The following is a 24,876-nucleotide window of genomic DNA, read 5'->3' on the forward strand; positions in this document are numbered from 1 at the left end:
CACAAACATAGCTATTTTCTCAGAGAAATCACAATAAGCCGACTTAATTATGGCAATTAGGTTTGTCTCTTATTCACCCTATTTCGTCATAAGAAACAGGAAGGTTGGTCTACAAACTCCCGATGATAAACTAATTCTGCTTACCTTCGTTGCCGGAATTAAAAGAGTGAAATAAAAAGATTAATAACGAAGAAAAACAAAAAGATGAAGAAAATTCTAGTATTAATACTATGTGCATTGGCTTATAGTACATTATCCGCCCAAACAGACGAGAACAAGAAGTCGGCCTTTCAGTTGAGCTTTGTGCCACCTCTGAGCACCAACGGAATGTATGCGTCTCAGTATACTAATCAAGTTTCCCTCAATTTATTGATAGGTGTTTCCCAAAATGAGGAATTACTCACCTGGGGAGGACTCTCGAACATTATTCTCAATAATGCAAAAGGGCTTCAATGGGCAGGACTGTCAAATTATGTAGGAAATGACGGACAAGGATTGCAAGTTGCAGGGTTAGTCAATATAAATAAGAACAGCTTTAGCGGTTTCCAACTGGGAGGATTGGCAAATACTGCATCGGAGATGAAAGGCTTCCAGTTCTCAGGGCTGACTAATATTGCAAAAGATGTGACGGGTGTTCAATTTGCAGGATTGGTCAATATTGCAAAGAACGTAAGAGGGGTTCAGTTCTCAGGGTTGGTGAATATAGCTGAGAATAGTGATTGCCCTATCGGACTGATCAACATCATTAAGAATGGTGAGATGGGAGTTGCTGTTACTTATGATGCCATAGGAAGCACGGTGGCATCATTCCGCTCGGGTGGTAAATATACTTATGGTATAATAGGTGTGGGCTATAATCATAAAACCATCAATAACTCATTGGTAACTGAAGGCGGATTTGGTGCACACATTCCTGTTACTCCCTGGTTCAGAATCAATAATGAGCTTAAATTCTCGGCTATTGGCAATGATTCGGACGAGCCTGTATTGAATGGAGGCTATTCGCTGATTCCGGCCTTCAGAATCGGAAAACACATTGAGTTATTTGCGGGAGTAGGTATCAACTATATGGAGACAAAGGATATCAATAACCATAAAATATTCCCTAATCATTCATTATGGAAGAAGGAGGGTTCTACAAGATTACAACAATTATATATAGGATACCAATTTGGGGTACAATATATATTCTGATAGGTCACAGCACTTTATGAGTGAGCACATAACACTCCGTAACTGAGCATCCAACACTCCGGGACTGAATACCCAAAACACCCGGATGTTTTCACCCAAAACATGGGGATGTTTTACCCTATAACACCCGGATGTTTTGGGGTAAAACATCCGGGTGTTTTCAGCGATAAGATGGAGATGTTTTGACCTTTCAGTCCGGGACTGATAAATGCTCAGTCCTATAGTGAAATACACTATATCCGTTAACTAAGTCCGCTCAGGAACTTTCTCCCCAACACGATACCTATTATAAAGAAAAACACTATATTTGCATCCGAATTCTAAAAGCAACGATTTTGGGCACAATTCTTAAATTTGTTATCGCTTAATATTAGCCTCACAAACCACAGGCTAATTTCTTTCGTTTGAGTATTTCTATTCAGACAGGTTTTTCATTTTATCATTTTTAGTATTAACTACATTGTCTTTTCAAGACAATTGTAATTCGCTATTCAAACTCCGGGTTTGGTTTCACCAAGACCGACCGAAAGTTATGAATGCGCTGAATACGGATGGAAAATTTCGTAAAGAAGATTAAGCAAAATATAGAACTGGAAATCTCAAGAATTGAGCAGCTGCCCATTGATGCCCTCGATAAGATCAAGCAGATAGTGGACTTTATACAAGCCTCACTCACTCTGCTAAAAAAAACTGTCGCAGACCATCCATTTGCAAATTCCCAGGAAGAGATTCTTTTCTTTAAAGTCTGGAAGCCACAAATATCCGGACTATTGATATTTTATGTCCGCCTCTATCAGATTGAGAAGAACCGAACAGGAAAATCACCATCGATTCAATGTAAATATCTGAAAGCGGAATATGAAAGTCTGAAGAAAGCCTTATCAGACAATAGCTTTTACCCCTATTATCAGTCCGGTAAAACCGATTCAGATGAACTGTACTTCATAAGAGAGCATTATGATATTCTTTCTGATACCTGCCACTTTTCATTGGACAGGGACACTACTTTTTCTACGTTACACGATTCGAGTGTCGCAGAGATTTTAGCCAATCGTCGCCTGACGCAGTATCTATCGGATGAAATAGATTCATTATCTGACGAACTGCACCTCAGATTCACTTCAATCATCGAAAGCAACCTGCTGCAATGGACGGACAGTAAAGTGGCCTTGGTAGAGTTCATCTATGCCCTCTATGCCGGTAAATGTTTTAATAACGGCGCTACCAATCTGAAAGATATAGCATTCTGCTGCGAAACCCTGTTTAATATCGAAATAGGTGATTTCTACCGGATATTCCTTGAAATCAGAAACAGGAAAAAGAACCGTACCCAGTTTCTTGATAAACTGAAAGAGAAAATAACCCGAATGATGGATGAACTGGACAGGTAAACCAGGAAAATCTGATGCCGTCTTGTGACATCTTGTGAATTCCGCCAATCGCTAATATCCAACTTTGCAGAAAAAACATTTAACCCGCAAAGAAAGAAGGAATATTAGCTTTATGGAAACTACATTTACATGGGAAATAAAGGTGAAGAACTGCCCTTTATTAATTAAGAAGTGCAGTCATTGTGACAGTGACCGCTTTTATTGCAGTGATAAGTTCAGAATGAATGCCCAGAAAAAGAACATTGATGTGTGGCTGATTTACAGGTGTGTGAAGTGTGATAATACTTGTAACCTCACATTAGTATCACGAAGCAAACCAGACTTAATAGACAAATCATTATTCCACAGCTTCTCGGTAAACGACAAGGAGGCAGCCTGGCAGTACGCCTTTTCTGCCGAACTTGAAAGGAAAAACAATATGAAGTTAGATTACGGCAGTGTTGAATATGAAGTAATAAGCAGCATTTCACCGGAAGATATACAAAATCTATCTGATGAGGTTATCAGCATCCGGATCAAATGCGATTTTGACTTTAATCTTAAGTTATCTTCATTAGTCAGAAGGTGTTTATCACTTTCGGCTAACCAAGTGAAGCGTCTCTTTGAGCAGAATGCCATCAGTACCTCAGCCAACCAACCACTGCAAAAGCAAAAAGTGAGAAACAGAGATGTTATTCTGATAGACAGAGAGCAATTTACGAAGTCATTAAAAGAAATTGCAAGATAATAACAGCACTTTCATAAAAGAAGACCTACCTTTGCAGCCCAAAAGAAAAGATCAATATCAACGCTTATGAATGCAAAAGTAAAAGGCTATATATTGGGAGCCGTTGCCGCTGCCACTTACGGAATGAATCCCCTCTTTACCCTCCCCCTTTACAAGGAAGGTATGGACCCGGATTCAGTCCTCTTTTTCAGATATTTGTTTGCCATCCCAATATTGGGTATTATGCTCAAAGCCCGGGGGAGAAGCTTCAAACTGAAACAGAAAGAAGTGTTGCCGCTCATTATACTGGGCTGGTTGGTTGCCATTTCTTCCCTGACTTTGTTTCAGAGTTATAATTATATGGAAGCCGGCATTGCGTCCACTATACTGTTTGTCTATCCTATTCTGGTAGCGCTGATTATGGCATTTGTCTTTAAGGAGAAGATAACGCTACAGACGGTTTTATGTATCTTCCTGGCGTTAAGCGGCATCGGGCTGCTCTACAAAGGTGGTGACGGTAGTACTCTTAGTTTGGTTGGTGTCAGTCTGGTTATGGCTTCGGCCCTCTCCTACGCCATTTATATTGTAGGCGTGAACCGCCCGATGCTGAAAGATGTGGCAACTCTGAAAGTGACTTTCTACGTATTGCTTTTCGGATTATCCCTCTTTTTGGTGCGTGTAGATTTCGGACAAAGCCTGCATATTGTTGATAAGTGGTATTTGTGGGGGAATCTGATAGCATTGGCAGTCTTCCCGACGGCTATATCATTTCTCTGTACCACACAGGCCATTCAGTATATAGGTTCTACCCCGACAGCTATTCTTGGGGCTTTGGAGCCTGTTACGGCTGTTTTCTTCGGAGTGACAATCTTCGGGGAAGCTCTGACTGTCCGATTAAGTTTCGGAATATTGCTGATTATCCTGGCTGTGACGTTCATTATAGCTGGAAGTAATATCACTACTCAGTTAGTGCGGTTCAGAAAACTCTTCCCAAGATTACCAATAAAAAAGAGGGGACACTAAGTCCCCTCATAATATGTTTATGAACTATTTTACTTCAAACTTGTCCTGTAACCGGATATCCTGTGAGGAACTTCCCACCATTACGGCAAATGTCCCCGGCTCTACTACAAAATGATTATCCTTATTCCACAAGCCTAACTCTTGGGGAGTAAGCACGAAATTAACAGTTTTTTCTTCTCCCGGTTCCAGATGAACACGTTCGAAACCACGTAAAACCTTCACATAAGTAGTCACAGAACTCATCTCATCATGCAGATAAAGCTGAACGACTTCATCACCGGCCACCTTACCGGTATTCTTCACTTTACAACTCAGTTTCACAGAACCTTGTACGCCTATCACCGGATTTTCTATCTTCAAATCACTATAGGCAAAAGTGGTATAACTCAGACCATATCCGAAAGGATAAAGAGTCCCCGTCACGCGAACGAAACCTTTAGAGTCAGAGCCCGGTTTAAAAGGAAAAGCGAAAGGTATCTGTCCCACCGAACGGGGGAAAGTCACTGCCAGTTTGCCTCCCGGATTATAATCACCGAAAAGAACTTTCGCTACTGCATCACCCATAAATTCTCCGGGAAACCAGGCATGTACGATGCCCGGAATATAATGTTCAGCCCAATTGATAGTGGCGGCACGTCCATCCACCAACAGCAGGACAACAGGCTTTCCGGTGGCATACACAGCCTGCAACAGTTTCTCCTGACGTCCGCACAGGTCCAGATTGGTACGGGAATACTCTTCACGCACTGTTTTCTCGTTTCCTCCCAGCACCATGATAGCTACATCCGATTCTTTAGCCAAGGCAACCGCCTCATCTATCATAGCCTGTTCATCCTTATCTAAAGGTACATCATAGAGTTCGCTTTCCGGAAAGTACTTATCAATAATGTCGGCTCCCTTTGCATAGCGAACGTCCGCATCGGGCAAATAATCCTTAATACCCTGATATACTGTTTTTATCGGAGCATTGGCAGGGCCATAACGGCAAATCAGGTTGTCAACTTCAGCAGCATTCGGACCAATCACCGCCACCTTTTTAGTACTCTTGGAGAGTGGCAGGATATTATTCTCATTCTTCAATAAGACAATGGACTCTAACGCAGCCCTCATGGATACCGCCTGATGTTCCTTGCTATGTACCACCTTTTCCGGTTTCTTTGCATCACCCTTATAAGGATTATCAAACAGACCCATCATGAATTTTACCCGCAACACATCCGCTACACGACTATCAATAGTTTGTTCCGATACTTTGCCCTCGCTGATAGCCTGGCGAAGCGGACGAATGAAATTCTCGGGCAGAGTAAAATTAGTACGTACATTCAGCCCGGCGTTTATCACCTGGGCAGCTCCATCCACAGCATTGGCAGCTACGTTATGCTTGGAATAGAGAAACTCCACCGCTTCACTATCCGAAACCACATACCCTTTAAATCCCCACTCATGGCGAAGTATCTCTGTCAGGAAATGATAACTGCCCGTAATCGGTTCGCCGTCATAATCATTATAAGAACTCATAACTCCCAATGCCCCGGCTTCACAAAAAGCCTTGCGGAAGGGTTCTATATAAAGAGTCCTCATCTCACGAGGAGCTACGTGCGGATCGGTACGGGTACCAGCATCACGTCCTCCAACAGGAATACTATATACGGCAAAATGCTTGGGAGTGGAAACAAGTCCTTCTGCCTGAAGCCCTTTGATCATCCGCTTTCCAAGTTCTCCCACCAGAAAAGGGTCTTCGCCGTAACACTCCACTACGCGTCCCCAACGGGGATCTTGTGCAATATCCAGAATAGGGGAATAGATGTTGGTATAGCCCAGCGCTTTCGCCTCTTCGGCCGTAACCTTGGCTATTTCACTGATCAGTTCCTTATTCCAGGTAGCACCCTGTCCGCACTGTGCCGGAAACATGGTAGCCCGGTCATGGCAAAGCCCACGAATACCTTCATTGGTAAAGTCAACAGGTATCCCAAGGCGGGTTTGTTCTACAAACCAGCGTTGGATGGCCTGTCGGTTCTCTACACTATTCACATAAGGATAGGACAAAGAAGAACCGAATTTCCCCAAGCCATTGGCCTGCTCGTCTATGTTCGCTATACCGTCTTTCCAGATTTCATTTTTCCATTGTTCTGTGGGCAGGGAGTCTTTCAGTACACGACCTGAGCCATACAACGTAGCCATCTGGCAAGTCTTTTCCTCCATTGTCATCTGCGACAACAAGTCTTTGACTCTTGCTTCCAAAGGTGCCGATGGGTCTTCATAGACATCCATCACCCCGTTTTTATTAAAATCAATCCAGCCTTTCTTATATATACCGGGGGGATTCCCCGCATACATGCCGGCACAAAGCGATACAGCAATACACAAAGCGATTCTTCTTTTCATAGCATTTCTATTTTTCCATTTCTAATACAAGTTCACCACCTTCCATCAGGTCAAAATGAGAAAATCTTGGTTCTCTCAATTCTTCACCGTTCAGTTTCATGGAGCGAATATACTTATTTTCTACGCTATTATTCTTAGTACGGATCACAAAATCTTTTCCGTTACTCAAATGAATGGTTACCTTATCAAACAAAGGACGGCCAATTTCATAGACCGGACGGCCCGGGCAGAATGAATAGAACCCCATAGAACTGAGTGCATACCAAGCCGACATTTGTCCCACGTCTTCATTTCCGGAGAGTCCGTTAGGATCGTTATGATAAAGCGTACGAAGAATATGATCTACCAAAGCCTGTGTCTTGCGAGGTGCACCGGCATAATTATAAAGATAAGGAATATGATGGCTCGGTTCGTTACCATGTGCATATTGCCCGATCATCCCCGTCACATCGGCAGCCGCATTCGGATCACCGGTCAGTTCGGAACTTGTGGTAAACAACGTATCCAGGTGTGCTTCAAACTCTTCTTTGCCACCCACCAATTCCATTAATCCATCCACGTCCTGTGGCACAAACCATGCCCATTGCCAAGCATTACCTTCCACATAGTTACTGGGGCGTTGCACGGACGAAGGGTCAAAAGGAGTAATCCAGTTTCCATCACTCAATTTGCCACGCATCAGCTTCGTTTCCGGATCAAAATAATACTGATAATTCTTTGACAACTTCATGTATTTATCATACATGTCTTTACGGTTATATTCCTTCATCATCTGTGCAATCAGCCAGTCATTATAGGCAAACTCCAAACCCTGCGAAACGGAACCGCCCACTTTATCACAAGGAATATAGCCTAACTCATTTTTATATTTAATGGCAGGCGACATCAATCTTCCATAAAGTATCTGACGATCCATCATAGGTGTAATGCCGGTAGTGTCATATACCGAAGAACGTATACAGGCTTCCAATGCTTTCTTCACATCAAAATCACATTGTTTCTTCATCATGGCGTCTGCAATAACAGAAACAGCATGATAACCGATCATCGTTCCGGTTTCATTGGAAGCCAACTCCCACTTAGGCAGAATACCTGACTCATCATATTTGCGAAGCAACGAACGGATAAATGCCTGGTTCTGTTCCGGCGTCACAATGGTGTAAAGCGGATGAGCTGCACGGAAGGTATCCCACAAAGAAAACACCGTATAATTGGTATAAGAAGTATCTTGCTTTATCTCATGCCCCATGGTACGATAACGACCGTCTACATCCGATGCCAGACTCGGCTGTATGAATGCATGATACAAGGAAGTATAGAAAACAGTACGGTTGTCATTGTCCGGAGTTTCAATATCAATCTTACCTAAGGCTTCATTCCAGGCAGTATTCGCCTGCTGCGCAACCTTCTCAAAATTCCAATCCGGAATTTCTGCTTCCATGTTCCGCTTCGCACCTTCTTCATCCACACTCGAAATGCCGACTTTAGCCAACACACGTCCATCCGCAGCAAGATCCCTGAAAGTCATCACAGCTTTTGCCGTATTGACGGTGACGGAGGTACTATCCGGCTGGTATTCGATTCCTGAATACAACTTATAGTCAAAGGGCTTTGAAAATACGGCATAGAAATACACATAATGATGTTTAGCCCAGCCTTTCGTATACTTCATTCCGGCTATAGTAGAGTCGTTCACAACACGGATTTGAGTAACAGGGTGCTGATGTCCGTGAATGGTGGGTTCCATATCAAGAATCAGGCGGGCATCACTTGCCTTGGGATAGGTATACCGATGCAGTCCGGCACGCAAAGTAGCTGTCAGTTCCACATTGATAGAATCATCCTGCAACAAAACCTGATAATATCCCGGACGGGCACTTTCTTGTTCATGCGAGAAACGGGAACGATAACCTTCGTCCGGATTTTCTGCTGTTCCGGCAATCAGAGGTTTCTCTCCTACTACCGGCATAAAAAGTATATCGCCATAATCCCCGATACCGGTTCCGCTAAGATGGGTATGACTGAACCCCATGATGGAAGTGTCGTCATAATAATAGCCTGAACAGGCATCCCAGCCAAAGAGACGGGTATCCGGACTTAACTGTACCATTCCATGAGGTAAAGTAGCACCGGGAAAAGTATGTCCATGTCCTCCTGTTCCTATAAATACATTTACGCTATCGGTATATTCTTTCGGAAGTTCCTTTTCTGCACAAGAAAACAATCCGATCCCCGTAGCCAGTAACAGCATGCAGAGTTTGTTCTTCATAAAATTATAAGTTTATATTTTATACGATTCTATTAGTGTATAAGATTCCAGTCAGCCTCTACCTTCATCGTTTTACCTTTTGTACGGATAATCAACGGATAGCAAGGCTTTACCGCTACATCTCCCGCTCCCGGTCCGTCTTTTACGGTCGGGTTTGCGGGTATTCCCGAGGCTTCCCCCAGCACCACTTCCATCACTTCTCCTTCAGAGACATTCAAGCGGACAGTAGCCGACGGGGTCCGACAAGTGAATCCCGGTTGATAAGGATAAGAATAAGTATTATGAATCCGTTCATGCACTTCACTGCCCGTGAGTGTTGTTGCCACCGGCTGCCCCTCTAAAACAGGTTTTTCATTGAAAAGAATCACATACTCATACAGATGAGAAGAATCGGAAGTACAAGTATATACATCTTGCAACTGAGTTCCTTTCAAATCCAGACTACGCTTCATATCAACTCCCGGATAAGCAGTAACCGTTTCAGCTTCGGCATATCCGCCATCAGGGCGGGGTGTGAATTTCAACAGTTTGCCCACACTTCTCTTCTGATCTTTTGCATCCACCGTCACCGTATTATGCGACAGACTGCGTTTATACCATTTCAAGTAATCAGGAACTCCATAACCGGAAGTTCCAAAGTCGGAAACCAGCTCATTCTTGCCATCATGAATCGTGATGGAAAGCTTGTCAGGATGTCCATGCCCGATGCCTTCGCCACCGAATTTCAGAACCACTGTGCGTGCATCACTGCGCAACAGACAGAATCCTGATGCGTCAAATGAGTAACTTTGCTGAATCATTTTTTCATCTGATGCATTTATAGTCTGATTGTTCAACAGAGCCTCCGGATCAAGGCGCTTCTTCTGTGCATAGGTCAGTTCCAACACCCGTTTCAGCAGCGGGTCATTATAACGGGCGTCAGCAATCTCATACAATGCCGACTGAGAAAGCAGATTAGCGCCATACCATCCGTCGCTATGTGCCGGAAAAGACAAATCGGGATAAGTACCCTTCACCGGTTCAACAAACATGTCGTGCAAGTCCCTGTCGAAAAGCTTGATTCCGCGGCACTTCACCGCATTAGCCGTGAACAACAGGGCTTCCAACGGATAATAATGATAGTGCGGAGAACCTTCATTAATCCAGCCGTCACTGTTCTTATGCTTCTTCATCAGGAAATGGTAGCCATATATATTTTTATTGATTGCCACATCGATTATGGAATCGTTCTCCAACGCAACACCCAAAGCAACCAAACCGCTATTGTGCCACATTTGCCAATTGGCACCTGCCGGACGATGGAGCAACAGCTTTGCCGCCGGTTTCAGATAACCATTCTCTATCGCCTTGATGTCTGCTGCGGACAAAGTAGGCTTTATCACGGTATAGGTCATAGCCACTTTTGTTGCCCAACTCGACTCATCCAAGCTCTGTGCAAAAGCCTTTCCACTGTGTTTATCCGTAGCTTCTCTGGCGGAATTGTGCTCAAACCAACCATCATATTTGCTGGCATAATCCAGCAACATAGTGCGGATATAATCGGCATACACTTGTTTGTCCGTCGCCAAATAAAGGTACATGCACTGATAAAGATACTCCTTGTTCCGTGTGTGCACTTCATGAATCCATGCCCAGTCATAACGGTTGTTTCCTATCCACTCTTTGTCACAAGCCGAACAATAATGTGCCAGGGGCCTATCCCAACGGAAAGTAAACAGTAAGTTATGTACCGGACAGAAGTAATCGTGGAAATGTCCGCTTTCTTCTTTCGGCACTTCCATAGGATGTTTTCGTCTTTCCTTTATCTTCTGTTCCAGGTCGGCTATAATCTTCTTTCCCCAACGGGTTTTGGCCGATGCACGGATAGCCGCCACATCTTCCTCTGAGAAGAAGTAGAAACCTTCTGCATTTTTCTTTGCCAGGACTGACCAGTCACCGGAATAATAAGCCTGATTCAACAAACGAAGTTTCGCCTCATCTCCCTGCCGGATAAACAGGTTCTCCAAATCCTTGTATAAATAGAATTGCAACCAGTAGCCACGGTTATACTTTTCGCGAGTAGTGGAGGCTTGCATCCATTTAGCATACCAAAGGGGCTCTATTCCATACTGACGCGCCACTTGCACCGCCTGATTCGCCTTTTTCCAGATACCCTCCGACATCCGTTTGCCTAACGCTACATAATCATTATAGGTAAATTTTGAAATATCAATCACCTCACAGGTGTCGTCAATACCCAGTTCCTTGAAATCTATCACAGTCTCCATCTGCATGTCACCATCCAGATCATACTCTATACGGTCGAAGAAACCATTGTTGTCACGGTCACTATAAAGCACAGTAGCAAAGTGCTTCGGGTCGCGGAAGTCCATCCACATACGATCCCATCCCTGAAAATATTCGGCATTCTGGTCAATACGCCAAACACCGGTTTCCGCTCCATAAAGATGCAGACGTCCGTCGAAACGGCTGATATAGAGCTGGGCATTTCCGGAATTGTCCATATCCCACTCACCCCGGTCACCGGCGGCATCACTCTGTTTGTTGTTGTCGATACCACCCTTATTCCATCCTACTTTAAACGGATCTTTAGGATCATAGAACTCTACACGTTCCCAACGGCTGCAATCGTCATCTTCATCATATACAAAGTTTATACGATTCCATTTGCCACGCTGGAAGATGAGTTCCTGTGCACTGTCATGGTCCGGATAAATCAGTTCCGTCAACTGGCGATAGCGGGGGTCCATAAAGAACCGGTCTGCCTCCGGCAAGCCACGCAGATTTTTAACAGGATGAACCTGATCCATATAATCGAATCCTTCTCCCTGGAAACCAATCGTGAAATCAAAGTCGAATTCATTTCCGGTAGTGTTATCATTATCCAGATCGACTGCCAATGAAACCCAGTCCACCCGTCCTTCCAACTGGCGGTTTACATAACTATTGGAAGGTGCATTCGGATCATGAATCTTGGGCGAGTCCACCATACGGATAGCCATTTCCGTCAGATGGTCTCCATCCGGATCATAGAACAGGAAAGGGTTCTCCCAGTTCAAACGCAAATCCTTCATATCATACGTGGAAGTATGTATCTTCATGAAAGCCGTACGGCCGCTGTAATCCTCATAGAAATCGGACAAGCCACTGCGATCCCAGCACTGAAGGGTAAAATTATTCCAATTGATATAATTGAAGACATTGTCATGATCCAGATCGAGCATAATCATATAATGCCCGTTGGGCCATACCTCTCCCGTACGTTCTTTCGGATACTCTACAACAATCTGCATATCCGCTTTCCCGTCTCCATCCGTATTCACCCAGTCGATAATCAAGTCGCCCTGACCTCCATAAATGCCATCCTTGTTGCGGTCAATCAACAGGCAATCATTCACCATATCACCTTCCAGATCCCCTTCTTTCATATTGCCATCATCATCCAGCCACAAGATGGGTATATCGTTGTGGGTGACAGACTTAATAGCATCCGGTTTCCCGTCTCCATTCAGGTCCAGATACTCCGGTTTATAACCGGGTGGCGGAGGTGGCAAGCGTAAGGGCGTCAGTTGGGTACGCAGATTCCAATAACTCTTCTTTGTCTCTTGTGCCCAGCTTTTCCCGGCTACTCCTACCAAAAGGAGCAGCACGGCACAAGCTATTTTAAATAAATCGTTTTTGTTTTTCATGATATTCTCTTATTACCAGTTATCTGTTCTGAATGAAGATGCCGGAAGGCCGGACATATTATAAAGGCAACCTTTTACATAATCCTTAAAAGCATAACGCACCGCGACAGGATGTTCCACCTCCGGGCTTGACACAACAACCGTTTGTGCATCTTTACCAAAACGTGCATTGGCCGGATGGAATACTCTATCCTCACCGGCTACTTCAAAGCCATTCAATGGCTGCCGATAAGTAGTCAATCCTTTACCCATTTCATCAAACGACAGGATAATCTTGTTACCCTCCGTCTGCATAGATTTATACAACGGTCCTGTTACCGGAAAGCCCTTCTTATCATAAGTACGTCCCAAGACCAGATAAGCAAACCGATTGCCCACCGTTTCTTTCTCCATAGGGTGTATAGTGCGGTCATCGCCAACATCAGTCAGCACAATCATACCCGAAGAAGGAATAAGATGAAGGCATTTCACTTGCGCTTCACGCAGGTAAGCCGAATTCTTGCCTTTCCCCTCTCCTTTATTATAATTGAACGGAGCAATCTGGGCATAGTAGAAGGGAAATTCCCCTATTCCCCATTGTTGACGCCAGTCGCTCACCAATGAGGGAAACAACTGCGTATATAAATCAGGTGCATCCACATTTGCTTCCCCCTGATACCATAAACATCCCCGAATGCCATATCCGATCACAGGACTCAACATTCCATTATAGAGAATAGAAGCATTATGCACATCCGGCAAGTCTTTGTAAGGCGCTACACCTTCTTTACTCATCCAGGCCTCCACCCGTGAGCCTCCATAACTGGCATGAATAATGCCCACGGGAATGCCCAACACCTGATTCAGTTTACGTGCGAAAAAGTATCCCGCAGCCGAAAACCCGGGAACTGTCTCCGATGAGGCTTCCTGCCACTCACCTTCACAATCAGTCAGCGGTTCGGACGTCATTTTACTTCCTACTGTAAACATACGTATATCAGGATTTCCGGAAGTAACAATCGCATCCAACGACCCAATCACCGGATCACTATAACGCCCGCCTACACGCATATCCATATTAGACTGACCTGAACAGAGCCAGACCTCACCAATCAATACATCATTAATTCGTACTGTCTCGCCATCATTCATCTCAATATGGTAGGGACCACCATACACCGGTGTTTCTACTTTTACTTTCCAGCTACCCGATTCATCAGTCGTTACTGTATATTTTTTGTTATTCCACGAAGTCTTTACAGTAACTTTCTGCAGTTTTCTGTCACTGTTTCCCCAAATGGCAACTGAACTTTGTTGCTGCAACACCATCCCATCCGAAAAAAAGGACGGTAATGTTATTCGTGCCTGTACCCCGCCCGCCCAAAGCAAGAAAGATACAAACAGGACTATTATAAAGCAGGATCGTTTCATAAGTTATTCTCTTACGGGCATCTTAAACGTCAGTGGAATCTCTTTCCTGAGCATGCGGGCAGCCTCACCTGTCAACCACAGATAATGGTCGGAAGGCTGTCCGTCCATATCAATAAACTTAGCCACATCACTAACCGGATGGTCTCCCGTACATTTAAAGATGGCGGTTCCCTCATCCACTTCATCAAACATGGCCACATAAATCATCTCGGCACCTGCCAACATTGCAGTAGAAAGTTGCTGCCAATAGAAACGTCCTCCCTGACGCGGAATACTGCCAACAGGCTTCACGTCATCCGGGAATTCCAGTTTGCTAAGATTGTGCCAACTGAATCCGGGAGTTACGGCAGGAACATAATCTACGCCATTCTCCTTACACCAACGGATATCTTCAATCACCAAGTCACGGAAGCGGTCCATGTCGTTATGCAACAAAGGAGAAAAACGCTGAACAGTCCATGGCAGAACTATATCCGCTTTCTTAATCACTGTATGCAGATAGGGATCATTGATACAATCAGCCTCCAGATTACGCCAGAAAGTAGGAACACCCAACATCACCGTGCAACCACCATAAACAGGATCATTCTGCAAGAAGTCAATCAAACGGTCTAAACCGATATTCCTGATATTATAAGGGCGGTCGGGAAAACCGACTCCCCATATAGCCACCACAGGCTTTCCATTATGATGCAGATAAGTCTTTTTTCCAGCCTGATTAGTTACCTTCTGATTGTCTACCAGTCTTTTCCAGTCTTCTATAATCAGAGAGCAATCTTCACCTGACTTTTTCAACCCGGACAAATCATACATGACAGCTATTGCACGGTCATACTTTGAAGCAGCTTCCAAGGCATTCGCTAAAATACGGTTAGGTACCGAGCTTTGCTGGTCTCCGCGGGTATAGCTAAAAAAACGTTGCACGAATACTCCATCCACTCCATACTCCTTCATCCACTTGAAGTGCAGGTCGACAGTAGACTTGTCCGCTGAACTGAATACACGTGCCTTTCTTCCATCGGCATGCTTGAAAGACGTCTCATAGGTCTTTTCATATTCACTGACATCAGGCCATGCATCAATAGTGCAATGTTTCTCGTCAAATTGCTTTCCGGTCCCATAATGACCATAGCCTTGATTGGTTCCATCCTGCGGGCCGCGAAACCAACCTTGGTATCCTGCCATAATCAATCCTTTGTAACTTGGATAAGAAGTTTCCTGAGAGTGTTTGGGACCGGCATAAGCCAACAGACTTATACCAAGTATACCCAATGTAACGAATAACTTATTCCTCATAATGTATTATCTTTATATCTGTTATTAAAAACTTGCTACCTATTCCACTTAATAATCTTTGCTGCAAAAGTAAAATCCACAGATTAAGCATTCAGCTATATTGCGCTTATCTGGCAATTAATTTTCAATTAAAATGAAACATTAATCGCCTTTTTATCAATCTGTAGGACCATCCATCAGCAAATCATGCTCTTTTCTCTTCACACTTTGATGTTGAAGATCGGTTCTATCCACATCAATAGCCATTACCCTAAACAAGTTTTTCCAGAAGGTACTTGTTTCTTTTGTCCATAAATGATAGTCGATAACTGAAAGAACCAGATTCACATTTCCCAAAGGATAAGTAACCAGAGCTACTCCTTCCGGTTTATTCAAGGTTTTGTATAAAACAACCTGTGCACATTTCCAATGCTCGGCCACATTATTGAACAAGTTCCAGTCAGTACGTGAAGCACTGAATATAGCTTCTCCTTTTTCTATCAGATTTCCTGTTAAACCATGTTTCAGGATATAGCGGTCACCATCCATCTCACTGAAATACAAGTCTGGGAGTTCAAAATGGCTTCCCCAGGATGTATTCTTATCTACTTCTAAAGCAGAAGCCCGACGGTCGGTCAGTGTCACTTCTTCAGGCAGCCAGTCACAAAAAGCCTCAGTCAGCCTATTGCCGGAGCTAAGGGCAAGTAACATTCCCCCTTTCTTCTGCCACTTCTTCAAAATAGCCTGAACTTTTTGCAGGTCTTCCACAGTTACTGTTTCAGCATCAATAATCCATAGATTAGCCTTTTGCGACTTATCAGTCAAGGTGATTCCTGCTTTTGTTATGAAGTCGGCTAATTCAGGTTGGGGTGTCCCCACCAGATAAGCCGCTCTATACACTGGTTGAGGTAGTTCAGGTTTCAGCGGATGCTTCACTTCATTATAAGGAGTCCATGCTTCTCCTTTCAATGCCACTTTCAAAGCATTGAACATAGGCAACGCCTTGTATAAAGGGAGTTGAGGGTCTAAACCCGGATTGAAAGTAGTGACGTAAGGTGGTATACGTTCATACTGATAGCCCGGTTTTCCTTCTTCATAAGGTTTCCCTGCAAAAATGCCATCGGTAAGGTTCGGTAAGCGATTGAAATCATGATAACCTAAATTCATATGTTCCAATCCGAACCAGCAAACTTCCGATGGAGAATAATATGACAGATAAGGGAGCGCCATTTGTCTGGCATTCTGATAAACATCTATTGCCAATGCTTCACTACGGCCTTCATAAGACAGAAAAGCTTTTTCACCTACAAAAGGATATAATTGAATAGGACGCCCGTAATAAGTAGCCCCCGACTCCCCCACAACAAGAGGTTTATCCAAGTTGCGTGGTAAGTCTTCCAACTTGAGCCCATGCGCAAAGTGCTTACTCCATACCGGCAGGCGTCCATCCATGTCACGGTCGCCATCCAATGTAATAAAGTCACGAGTAGGATCAAACTTCCTGGCACTCAAAGTCAAATCTACCAGTTTTTCATCCCAGACAGCAGCCACTTCTTTCTCCGGTTTATTTAATAAAGCAATGGCAAAAGTTTCATTTCCTGCACTCCATCCTATCACAGAAGGATGATTACGATCACGGAGAATCAATCTCTCCAGATGTTCGTGCGAACGCTGCCAGGTTAAATCTTCTTCAAAGTTCAACCGGATAGAGCTGCCGAACAAAGCTGTTTCATCCAGCACCATCAACCCCATTTCATCAGCCAGGTCATAGTACACTCGCGGCCAAGGTTGTGCATGCGGGCGGACTGCATTTCCACCAAAATCTTTTATCATCTGATACCACGCATATGCAAAACGCCGGGAACAGATGTAAGCGCTAAACGGATGCTGAATATCTCCGAAGCATTGTATCTTCTTACCGTTCAGTTGAAATTCATCACCGACTATCTTAAACTGCCGCCAGCCAAAACGGGTGGCCTTGCAGTCATATGTTTGCCTCTTATCATTTACATTCAGTAGTAAGGTATATAAATCGGGAGTATCAGGAGTCCAATATTTCAATGCATCATTCACCTGGTGGCGAATTGTAACCGTTTGACTCTCTCCTGCCCGAAGGGTTATTGATTCGGAAGGTATCGTAAGGGCGGTTTCCCCCAGGCTCCAACTGATTTCAGGAGCAGTCAATACATCTTTACCGGCATGGTTGATCCATTCCTTCACTACTCCACCTAAAGTAATCTTTTTGTTCTTTGAAGTAAGGTTAGTCATTGCTACTTCCAGCACCAACTCATTCTTGTCGACCCAAGGCTGCACAAACACATCTGTGATCCTCACCTCCGGCACTCCAAGCAGGTACACATCTTGCCAGATACCAATCAGATCATCTGTATTGGACCCCGTAGGATAAGTGGCCCCCATCTTCTTGTATACAGGATGCGACTTATCAAACAATTTGGTGTGGCGAACACCCACCAACAATTCATTCTCTGCATCACGGTTAATATAGTCGGAAATATCCATGTCGAAAGGAAGATGAGAGTCTAAATTATGACCCACTTCCCGACCATTAACTAAAACAATGCAATCTCCGGCAACGGCTTCAAAATGAAGTAAAACACGTTTCTGTGCCCATTCTTCCGGGATACGGAAGCTCTTCCGCAACCATCCCATGCGGGTATGTTTCCAATGTTCCGGATAACTTGGGAAATAAACAGAGCCCGGAGCATACGGGTTTTGTGTGCCAGCACCCACATTGCTGCCTCTCCCCCAATCATTCACGTTGATGGCAGAAGGTATTTTTATCTTTACCTTTTCCCATTTACCCGGTTGTGGTGCTGACAGTTCCGGGGCAATTCCCGAGCCGCTTTTCCAGGAAGAAGGAACAGGAATACATTGCAGTTCCCAGAGCCCATTCAGGCAGACTTCATCACGAAAAGGTTTCTCTTGTGCAGTGACCAGTCCCTCAGCCGGTGAAAAATCACGTGGAAACACTACTGTCTGAGATTTAAGACCAGTTATCCCCCAAAAAGAGAGAACAATTTCCAACAAACAGTATTTAGAGAAAATACTATTATTCATAACTGTTATGTTTTAAAAATTAATGATGCCAAAATAAGCCTCAAGTATTTAAAATACTGAGGCTTTCACTTTTTATTAGATAATGTGAATCAGTCGTTGAATTCAATTCATTATTGAGCGGTTATGAATCTTCCTGTACTAAAACGAATTAACCCTACCAACACACTACTTCTTGTCAGAACCATAAATCAGTCCCTCTCCCGATTTATTAAACCGCAATCCGGAGATATAGTAGTTATTAGTGAGTTCTATTGATTTACCCTGTCCCCCCAGTCTTGCATACCCGCCATTTCCGGCGGTCGGTTCTGCTATTTTCTGAGCGAAATAAGAAGTGTAAACATGCGCTTTACCACCTCTGACATCTATACCCTGTGTACCGGAACGTGTGAAATTGGCCTGTTGGAATGACACAATACCATTGTTTATAATCGCCCCGAAAACAGGACTTCCCCAGAATGCACTATTGTACAAGATAAGTTTGGCATCAGGATGAACCTTACTGGTATTAACTTCATTTCCCATGAGAACATACGATCTTACCGGCTCATTGGGAATCTTAGTATTAACCAACTCTGAATTAACTGCAACGATCTTAGTATTCTTATCCGCATCTTCTACAAACAAAGAATAGGTGCATCCGTCAGAGCCATGTCCTATAACGGTCATCTTTCCCGGATACTTACCGGTTATTGCATCTTTCAGGAAATGTATTCCATATACCGAACCATAAACGAAATTGTTGAAAATAGTCTGGTTCTTGACATCCGCAAACTTAAGCGCACTGCAATTAGATTGTACAAACCGCATCATAAATACCTCCGGATAACCCTGTCCTCCTTCCGGAAGTCTCGACCCATAGTGAGGATTAAACTGCATATTGCGGATGAATCCACCTTCGGCTCCACCGCCAACCCAGATACCTGCCCTTAAAGGCACACCACCCAGATAATCAACATAGTGACCACTGGTGTCATATGAAGCCAGATCTATACCTTTGTCGCCTACTGCTATGGTTACATTGATAATATATACCTTGGGGCCTTGTCCCTGTATCAAAAACGGAGTCTTTCGTGGGTTTGACACACTGTAGCCATCAGAAGCAATATTGAGCTGTGCCAACGTAATGCCCCTGATGCCGGCACCCGCTTCAAGTTGTATAAGTGAAGCACCTTTTTCCCCGGCAGCTCCACCATCATAGTTGGTAAATATAGCAGTACCACCACTTTGCGTGTGATGTTGCACATCCCATGAGCCCCTCAATTCAACTCCCGAAGGAACTTTGATAGGATTGTCCACCAAATATCTTCCAGCAGGCAAGTAGAGCGTACCGCCACCAGCAGCTTTCACCGCATCAAGTGCAGATTGTAGTTCAGCCGATACATCTTTCACAGGACGGTTATTATTAAAGCCCGTTGCTCTTGCCAGATCTGCTTTCAATACTTTATCCGATGCCGGTCTCGGGTGCACATCTATATTTGTTTTTACGTTTTTAGGTATGGGTTCAAAAAAGTACTTCTTCCCCGTAATCACTTCTACTTTAGCCGAAGTGCTGTGATTATCAACTTTCAAATTGCATTTATAGCCCGAATTAACCGACTTCAGCGTATGCATATCTGCACCGAGATATACATGGCCGGCATTCTTCTTGAAATCGCATTGAGACAACAATGCATTACCACTATTCATCTTGAGGGCATAATCCCTGTATTCACTAAACGTACAGCTTTCAAACGACACGACTCCATCGCTGCCATCACTTACAACAGGTCCGTTGAAATCCACCCCATTGAATTGTACCGAAGTGCTGAAATCTTTGTAAAAATATACGGCATTGCCATCTTCGGGCGCTCCGAATGAAGAATTGGATATAAGTATGCCATACGGATTGACATCTTCCACATACAATCCATTCCCGCAATTATCTACATGTACCTCATACAACTGAGCGTTCGGGGCATCGGCAAAGCCGGGTTCACGTCCAATCCATACGCCTGTCTTGTAACCTGATACATGCAGATAAGAAACATATTCCCAGTCTGAACGGTGCATCTGGTATCCCGTGCCGTTCGCTTTTGTATAGGCTGTTACGTCAGCCAGAGAAGGTGCTCCCGGAAGACCGGATTTAGCCCAATACTCAGGACTTATCCTGACATTCTCAATACGCCCGATATCGGTACATACGTGCACTTCGATACCTTTGTTTAGGGCTGTGATATAACTATCCAGCACATAGTGCAACTCACTCGGTGCAGAATTAAAGCCGTTGTAAGAGTTGACGAGAGTGACATGCTCTATCGTTGCACAGTCTCCCTGGGTTTGGAACAATGTCCACGGATAGGGTTTCACATCATTGATGTCCTGCTCAGGATACCAGATGGAAAGATTAGTAACTCCGGTGCCCGCATTCATCTCGATGAATCTGTCAGCTATGCTTGTATAGGTCGTGCGAAGTGCATTGTCCGCCTGTCCGTCGTTCCACCAGCTTTCAACACTTCCGTCATAATTCGGTGCATCTTTGCCGACACGTACTTCAAGAATGGTTCCGAGAACTTTTCCGTTATTGACCTCCGGATTAGCCCAATCGCCACGGAGTTGTACTCCGGGATGGAGGCGCAAAACGTATTCAAAGTGGAAATCTTTCTTGCTTTCCGAACGGCCCTGACGAACTCTGACATTCTTTGTACCAAGTTGTGTACTACGGAATTCATAATTTCCGGCAGGTATATACACTACCCCGCCGCCGCTTTTATAAGCAGCGTCAATAGCCGCCTGGAAAGCAGCCCTGTTGTCAAATCCCGGTTCGGCTTTAGCACCGAAGGCAGGGTCGGTCACAACAAAGTCGGATATCGCCCAGTCCTTTGTCGGATAAGTGGTTTTGATACTCTGCTGGAGTACTTGCTGTTTCTGTGCTTGTGCACAGGCAATGTTCATAGGAAGCAACGCCAGCAGTATCAGTATAGTCGCCGCCCCTAACTTAGAAGATGTTTTCATGAAAAGAGTATTTGATATAGTTACACAATATTTTCTTAGCCACTTCTGCAGGTCCCGACGGGTCATCCAAGTTGTCTGCAATATCCAATGAAGAGAAAATAATCTTTCCTTTTCCACAAGGAATGATTCCTACGGCTGTGCCTAACTCAAACGGAGTGCTCCGATAGGAACCAACTACCAATTCTTCTCCTTGCATACGGAAGCCAAACCTCTGGTCACCATTCTTCACTACCGACTGGTAAGGCCAGTTCAAGGCAACGTTCACCGGAAGCCCTGCAAACAAAGGATGCTCTTTCACAAAATGAATCCCGCCAATCCAGTTCTTTCCAACATTATAATAACCGTTATATACAGTATTCGTATATTCTGCCACAGCCTTCATCCAGGTTTCGGTAGAGCCAAGCAAAATCAAAGTGGTGCCATCATTCTTCACCCGCTCGAATAACTTTTGCGGAGCAATGGCGGCTGCACTCGGCCGGGACCATTTCAATTGTATCTGACCGGACTGATGAGTCTGACGATACACCACCCTCACCCTTACCGGCTTTCCGGCCTCCATAACCACAGGTCTGTCCTGCTTCATAGGAGAAGCATTATAATACTCATCAATCAGCTGTCTGTCATCAACGTACATACGCACGCCACGATTGGTTTCAACACCCAGCAAATACTGTCCGGACTCAGGCGGATATATATCACCTTCCCATATTACCGAGAAAGGCTGATTGGCAGGAACAGATTCATCAGGCTGCGCACCGTCTACAAAAGTCCGGTTAAGCTCCGCATCCGGCTTAATAGAAGCTACAATATTCATATCAGGCTCACTATACCAGGTGGCCTTCAATGTGGAATTTCCATTCTTATCCTTGAAAAAGTCTGAAGGTATGACAACAGGTTCATCTAACGATGAACGGTTCACAACAAGCCAGTCCAATTTGCCGGTTTCGGAAGTAAAGGCCGGAAGTTCTTTTCCGGTAGTCTCCTTATAGAAAGCGGCCACTTTATCATTCTCACTTCCATAATAAGCTCCATTGCCAGCCAGGTCATTTGCCTGCCAGCCTACAGCTACTACTTCATCGTGCCCCTGGGCGCATATCTGCTGATTATCAGCTTTTATATCAGCCAGTATGCGGTAAGTTCCTTCTTTACCATTTACGGGAACCTCCACATTCTCCAGCAAAAGCTGCCCAAACGTTTCACCACCTTCGATGCTGACTGTTTCATTCCGGGTATAAACCACTTTTCCATCGGGAGCAATCACTTTTATCTCCAGAGTATGATCGCCTTTCAGATTCTTCTCATTCACGATATAGAAATCTACGATTGCACTGCCCGGAAGTTTTACAACCTGATTGCGCGAAGCAACAGCTACATACAGCGGTTGGTTATAGTACGCCAATATAGAAGCATCCCCTTTGGGATTGCGGTAGATGTCTACAATGCCGGAATGATTGTCATAAGGCATCGCTTCCCAGCCATTCACCATGTAGGCATCACCCAGATTCTGCATTCTCATGCCCTCAATACGCCTGCCCTGATGTTCGAATGACACATTAGCCATAGAACGTGTCAGATCATCAAGAGTGCCGAAGTGAGAGGCAAGCCCTTTCTTCTGAAAATAATCAGTGAAAGCCTTATACTGGCTTTTCCAGAAAAGACCATCCCAGCCGGTTTCACCGGTACGTTCTACTTCATCATTTATCAACTGAATACGGGGAGGAGTAGATATTGCTCCTTCTTCACCTCGCAAAAAGACTTCCGTGCGGTTATCGGTATACATGATATTATCCTTCGGTCCTTTATAGTAATTTTCCACCCAAGTCTCCGGCCCTCCGGCACGATGATTATCGTGCCATCCCTTCCGGTATAACGTCGTGTCAAACGGCAACATGTGTGCTTTGGAATCCTCTTCTTTGTCTTCACTGCCTGCCCAACCGGACGTAAACGTCATAATTCTGCTGGGGTCTACAGCATGTGCCTCACGCATATCATTCATACGCTTAGCAACAAGCTCCTTATCCTGTGACAACCGACCGCCAAATTCATTAATCAGATTAAAGATTACGAGGCTCGGATGACTACGGTCACGGCGAACCATACGTTTCAGTTTCTCATTCACAATTGTACGGATAAACGGATCATGGTTGGCAGAATGGAATGAACCCGGTTCTTCATAATAGAGTAATCCCAACTCATCCGCTTTTTCAAGAACCACCGGACTGCCTATGCAGCGATGAAAATTCAACATGTTCAAGCCTAACTTTTTAGCCGTAAGAATCTGCTTTTCGGCCATTGCACTCGTTGCTATCAATCCCGTAACCGGGAAGTATCCCCAACTGATTGCGCTTCTCAGCATCACACGGCGACCATTCAGACGCAGTACTGCATCCTTCCCCACGCCATCTACGGTAAACCAGCGGAAACCGAAGTTCTTCTGGTCCTGATCGAGTATCTTTTTACCCTTCTTTATCTGAATATTGCAGGTATACAACTCCGGAGTAGAGAGGTCCCATAGTTTGGCATCAGGAACATTTACAGGTATTGTCACCTCATGATTTCCCGAAGGAAAAGAAACTTTTTTCAGTATTTGCCGGAACACAGCTTTATCAGGATTAGCTTTTTCGCTCACTGTAAGTTCAATATCCTGCTTCACATCAGCAGGCGTTTCGTTAGTGAAAGAAACAATAGCATTCACTTTTGTCAACTCAGGAGTATTCTGCATATAAATATCAGAAATGAACACAGGGTTCACACTCTCTAACCTAACCCTACCGATAATTCCACTGAAACTTCTTGCAGGAGGAATATTATACTCTCCCCATTTCAGTATATCAAAATCCTGCCAGTGGAAATTACCTCCGGGATTGGTGACACGTACTGCCAGTAATTGTTCTGTCCCCGGCTTGGCCTCATCGGTAATGTCTACCTGAAAAGGAGTTTCACCAATCAGGTCGTAAGCCATGAGTTTACCGTCAAGATAAACTTCTGCACGCATTCTAACTGATTCAAAGTAAATTATAAAGCGTTTATTCTTCTGGTCAGCAGGAATCTTAATCTTACGATACCACCAACTGACTCCCCGGAAATCTTCCGGACGGGGATTATCAGAAACGGTGAGATATTCTTCCACCGTACCCGGTACTTCGACAGAAACTGCATCAGGATTATTACTCAAAACCTGCCAGCCACCTGTGGGACGATTCACAGGCAGCAAAGACAAGTCAGTTATCTCGTGCGGAAGGTAAAGGCGATCGTTCTGCCAGCTCGCTTCTTTATCGAGCCATAGCGACCAGCCTCCTCCTGTCAACGGGAGGGTATATCTTCCTTCTCCGGCATTAACAGAAAGGACAAAAAGGAAAAAGAACATAAAAAGAAAATACTTCTTCATAAATATCAGTGTTAAAGGTTCAATCTATTACGAATCGTGCGGGATAAGTGATAAAACTACCTATAAGTAGTTACCCG

Annotated in this window: 12 protein-coding genes; 4 read left to right on the forward strand and 8 right to left on the reverse strand. The window is 44.4% G+C overall.

What is annotated here, in order from left to right:
• The first annotated feature begins 204 nt into the window (after window positions 1-204).
• The 4 genes from HMPREF9447_RS21785 to HMPREF9447_RS21800 all read left to right on the forward strand — a co-directional run bounded on the left by HMPREF9447_RS21785 (window position 205) and on the right by HMPREF9447_RS21800 (window position 4,314).
• A complete protein-coding gene (locus HMPREF9447_RS21785) occupies window positions 205-1,194 on the forward strand; it encodes a hypothetical protein (RefSeq protein ID WP_009131951.1) in 990 nt (329 codons plus the stop codon).
• A gap of 551 nt (window positions 1,195-1,745) precedes the next feature.
• Window positions 1,746-2,585 carry an RteC domain-containing protein gene (locus HMPREF9447_RS21790; RefSeq protein WP_009131952.1) on the forward strand — a complete coding sequence of 280 codons (840 nt, stop codon included), beginning with the start codon at window positions 1,746-1,748 and terminating at the stop codon, window positions 2,583-2,585.
• Between the two features lie 112 nt (window positions 2,586-2,697).
• Window positions 2,698-3,312, forward strand: a complete 615-nt coding sequence (locus tag HMPREF9447_RS21795) for a DUF1062 domain-containing protein (protein WP_009131953.1) — start codon at window positions 2,698-2,700, stop codon at window positions 3,310-3,312.
• A gap of 66 nt (window positions 3,313-3,378) precedes the next feature.
• Complete coding sequence (locus HMPREF9447_RS21800) at window positions 3,379-4,314, forward strand: DMT family transporter (RefSeq protein WP_009131954.1); 936 nt, start codon at window positions 3,379-3,381, stop codon at window positions 4,312-4,314.
• Window positions 4,315-4,338: 24 nt separating this feature from the next.
• On the opposite strand, the gene HMPREF9447_RS21805 is transcribed toward HMPREF9447_RS21800, so the two are convergent.
• From HMPREF9447_RS21805 to HMPREF9447_RS21840, 8 genes are all read right to left on the reverse strand, one after another.
• Window positions 4,339-6,699, reverse strand: coding sequence for a glycoside hydrolase family 3 N-terminal domain-containing protein (locus tag HMPREF9447_RS21805; RefSeq protein ID WP_009131955.1), 2,361 nt, complete (start codon window positions 6,697-6,699; stop codon window positions 4,339-4,341).
• Between the two features lie 7 nt (window positions 6,700-6,706).
• Window positions 6,707-8,968: a GH92 family glycosyl hydrolase gene (locus HMPREF9447_RS21810; protein WP_009131956.1), complete on the reverse strand. Its 2,262-nt coding sequence runs from the start codon at window positions 8,966-8,968 to the stop codon at window positions 6,707-6,709.
• A gap of 32 nt (window positions 8,969-9,000) precedes the next feature.
• Complete coding sequence (locus HMPREF9447_RS21815) at window positions 9,001-12,657, reverse strand: heparinase II/III domain-containing protein (RefSeq protein WP_009131957.1); 3,657 nt, start codon at window positions 12,655-12,657, stop codon at window positions 9,001-9,003.
• Between the two features lie 12 nt (window positions 12,658-12,669).
• Window positions 12,670-14,067, reverse strand: coding sequence for a sialate O-acetylesterase (locus HMPREF9447_RS21820; protein ID WP_009131958.1), 1,398 nt, complete (start codon window positions 14,065-14,067; stop codon window positions 12,670-12,672).
• Between the two features lie 3 nt (window positions 14,068-14,070).
• Window positions 14,071-15,363 (reverse strand): glycoside hydrolase family 71/99-like protein, encoded by a 1,293-nt coding sequence (locus HMPREF9447_RS21825; protein WP_009131959.1) that lies wholly within the window; start codon window positions 15,361-15,363, stop codon window positions 14,071-14,073.
• Window positions 15,364-15,519: 156 nt separating this feature from the next.
• Window positions 15,520-18,420, reverse strand: coding sequence for a glycoside hydrolase family 2 protein (locus HMPREF9447_RS21830; RefSeq protein WP_009131960.1), 2,901 nt, complete (start codon window positions 18,418-18,420; stop codon window positions 15,520-15,522).
• A gap of 165 nt (window positions 18,421-18,585) precedes the next feature.
• A complete protein-coding gene (locus HMPREF9447_RS21835) occupies window positions 18,586-21,411 on the reverse strand; it encodes a glycosyl hydrolase family 28-related protein (protein ID WP_009131961.1) in 2,826 nt (941 codons plus the stop codon).
• Window positions 21,395-24,799 (reverse strand): glycoside hydrolase family 2, encoded by a 3,405-nt coding sequence (locus HMPREF9447_RS21840; RefSeq protein WP_009131962.1) that lies wholly within the window; start codon window positions 24,797-24,799, stop codon window positions 21,395-21,397. Before HMPREF9447_RS21840 ends, HMPREF9447_RS21835 begins: the two co-directional genes overlap by 17 nt.
• Window positions 24,800-24,876 lie beyond the last annotated feature (77 nt).

The sequence above is a fragment of the Bacteroides oleiciplenus YIT 12058 genome (assembly GCF_000315485.1).
In the GTDB taxonomy this organism is placed as follows: Bacteria; Bacteroidota; Bacteroidia; order Bacteroidales; family Bacteroidaceae; genus Bacteroides; species Bacteroides oleiciplenus.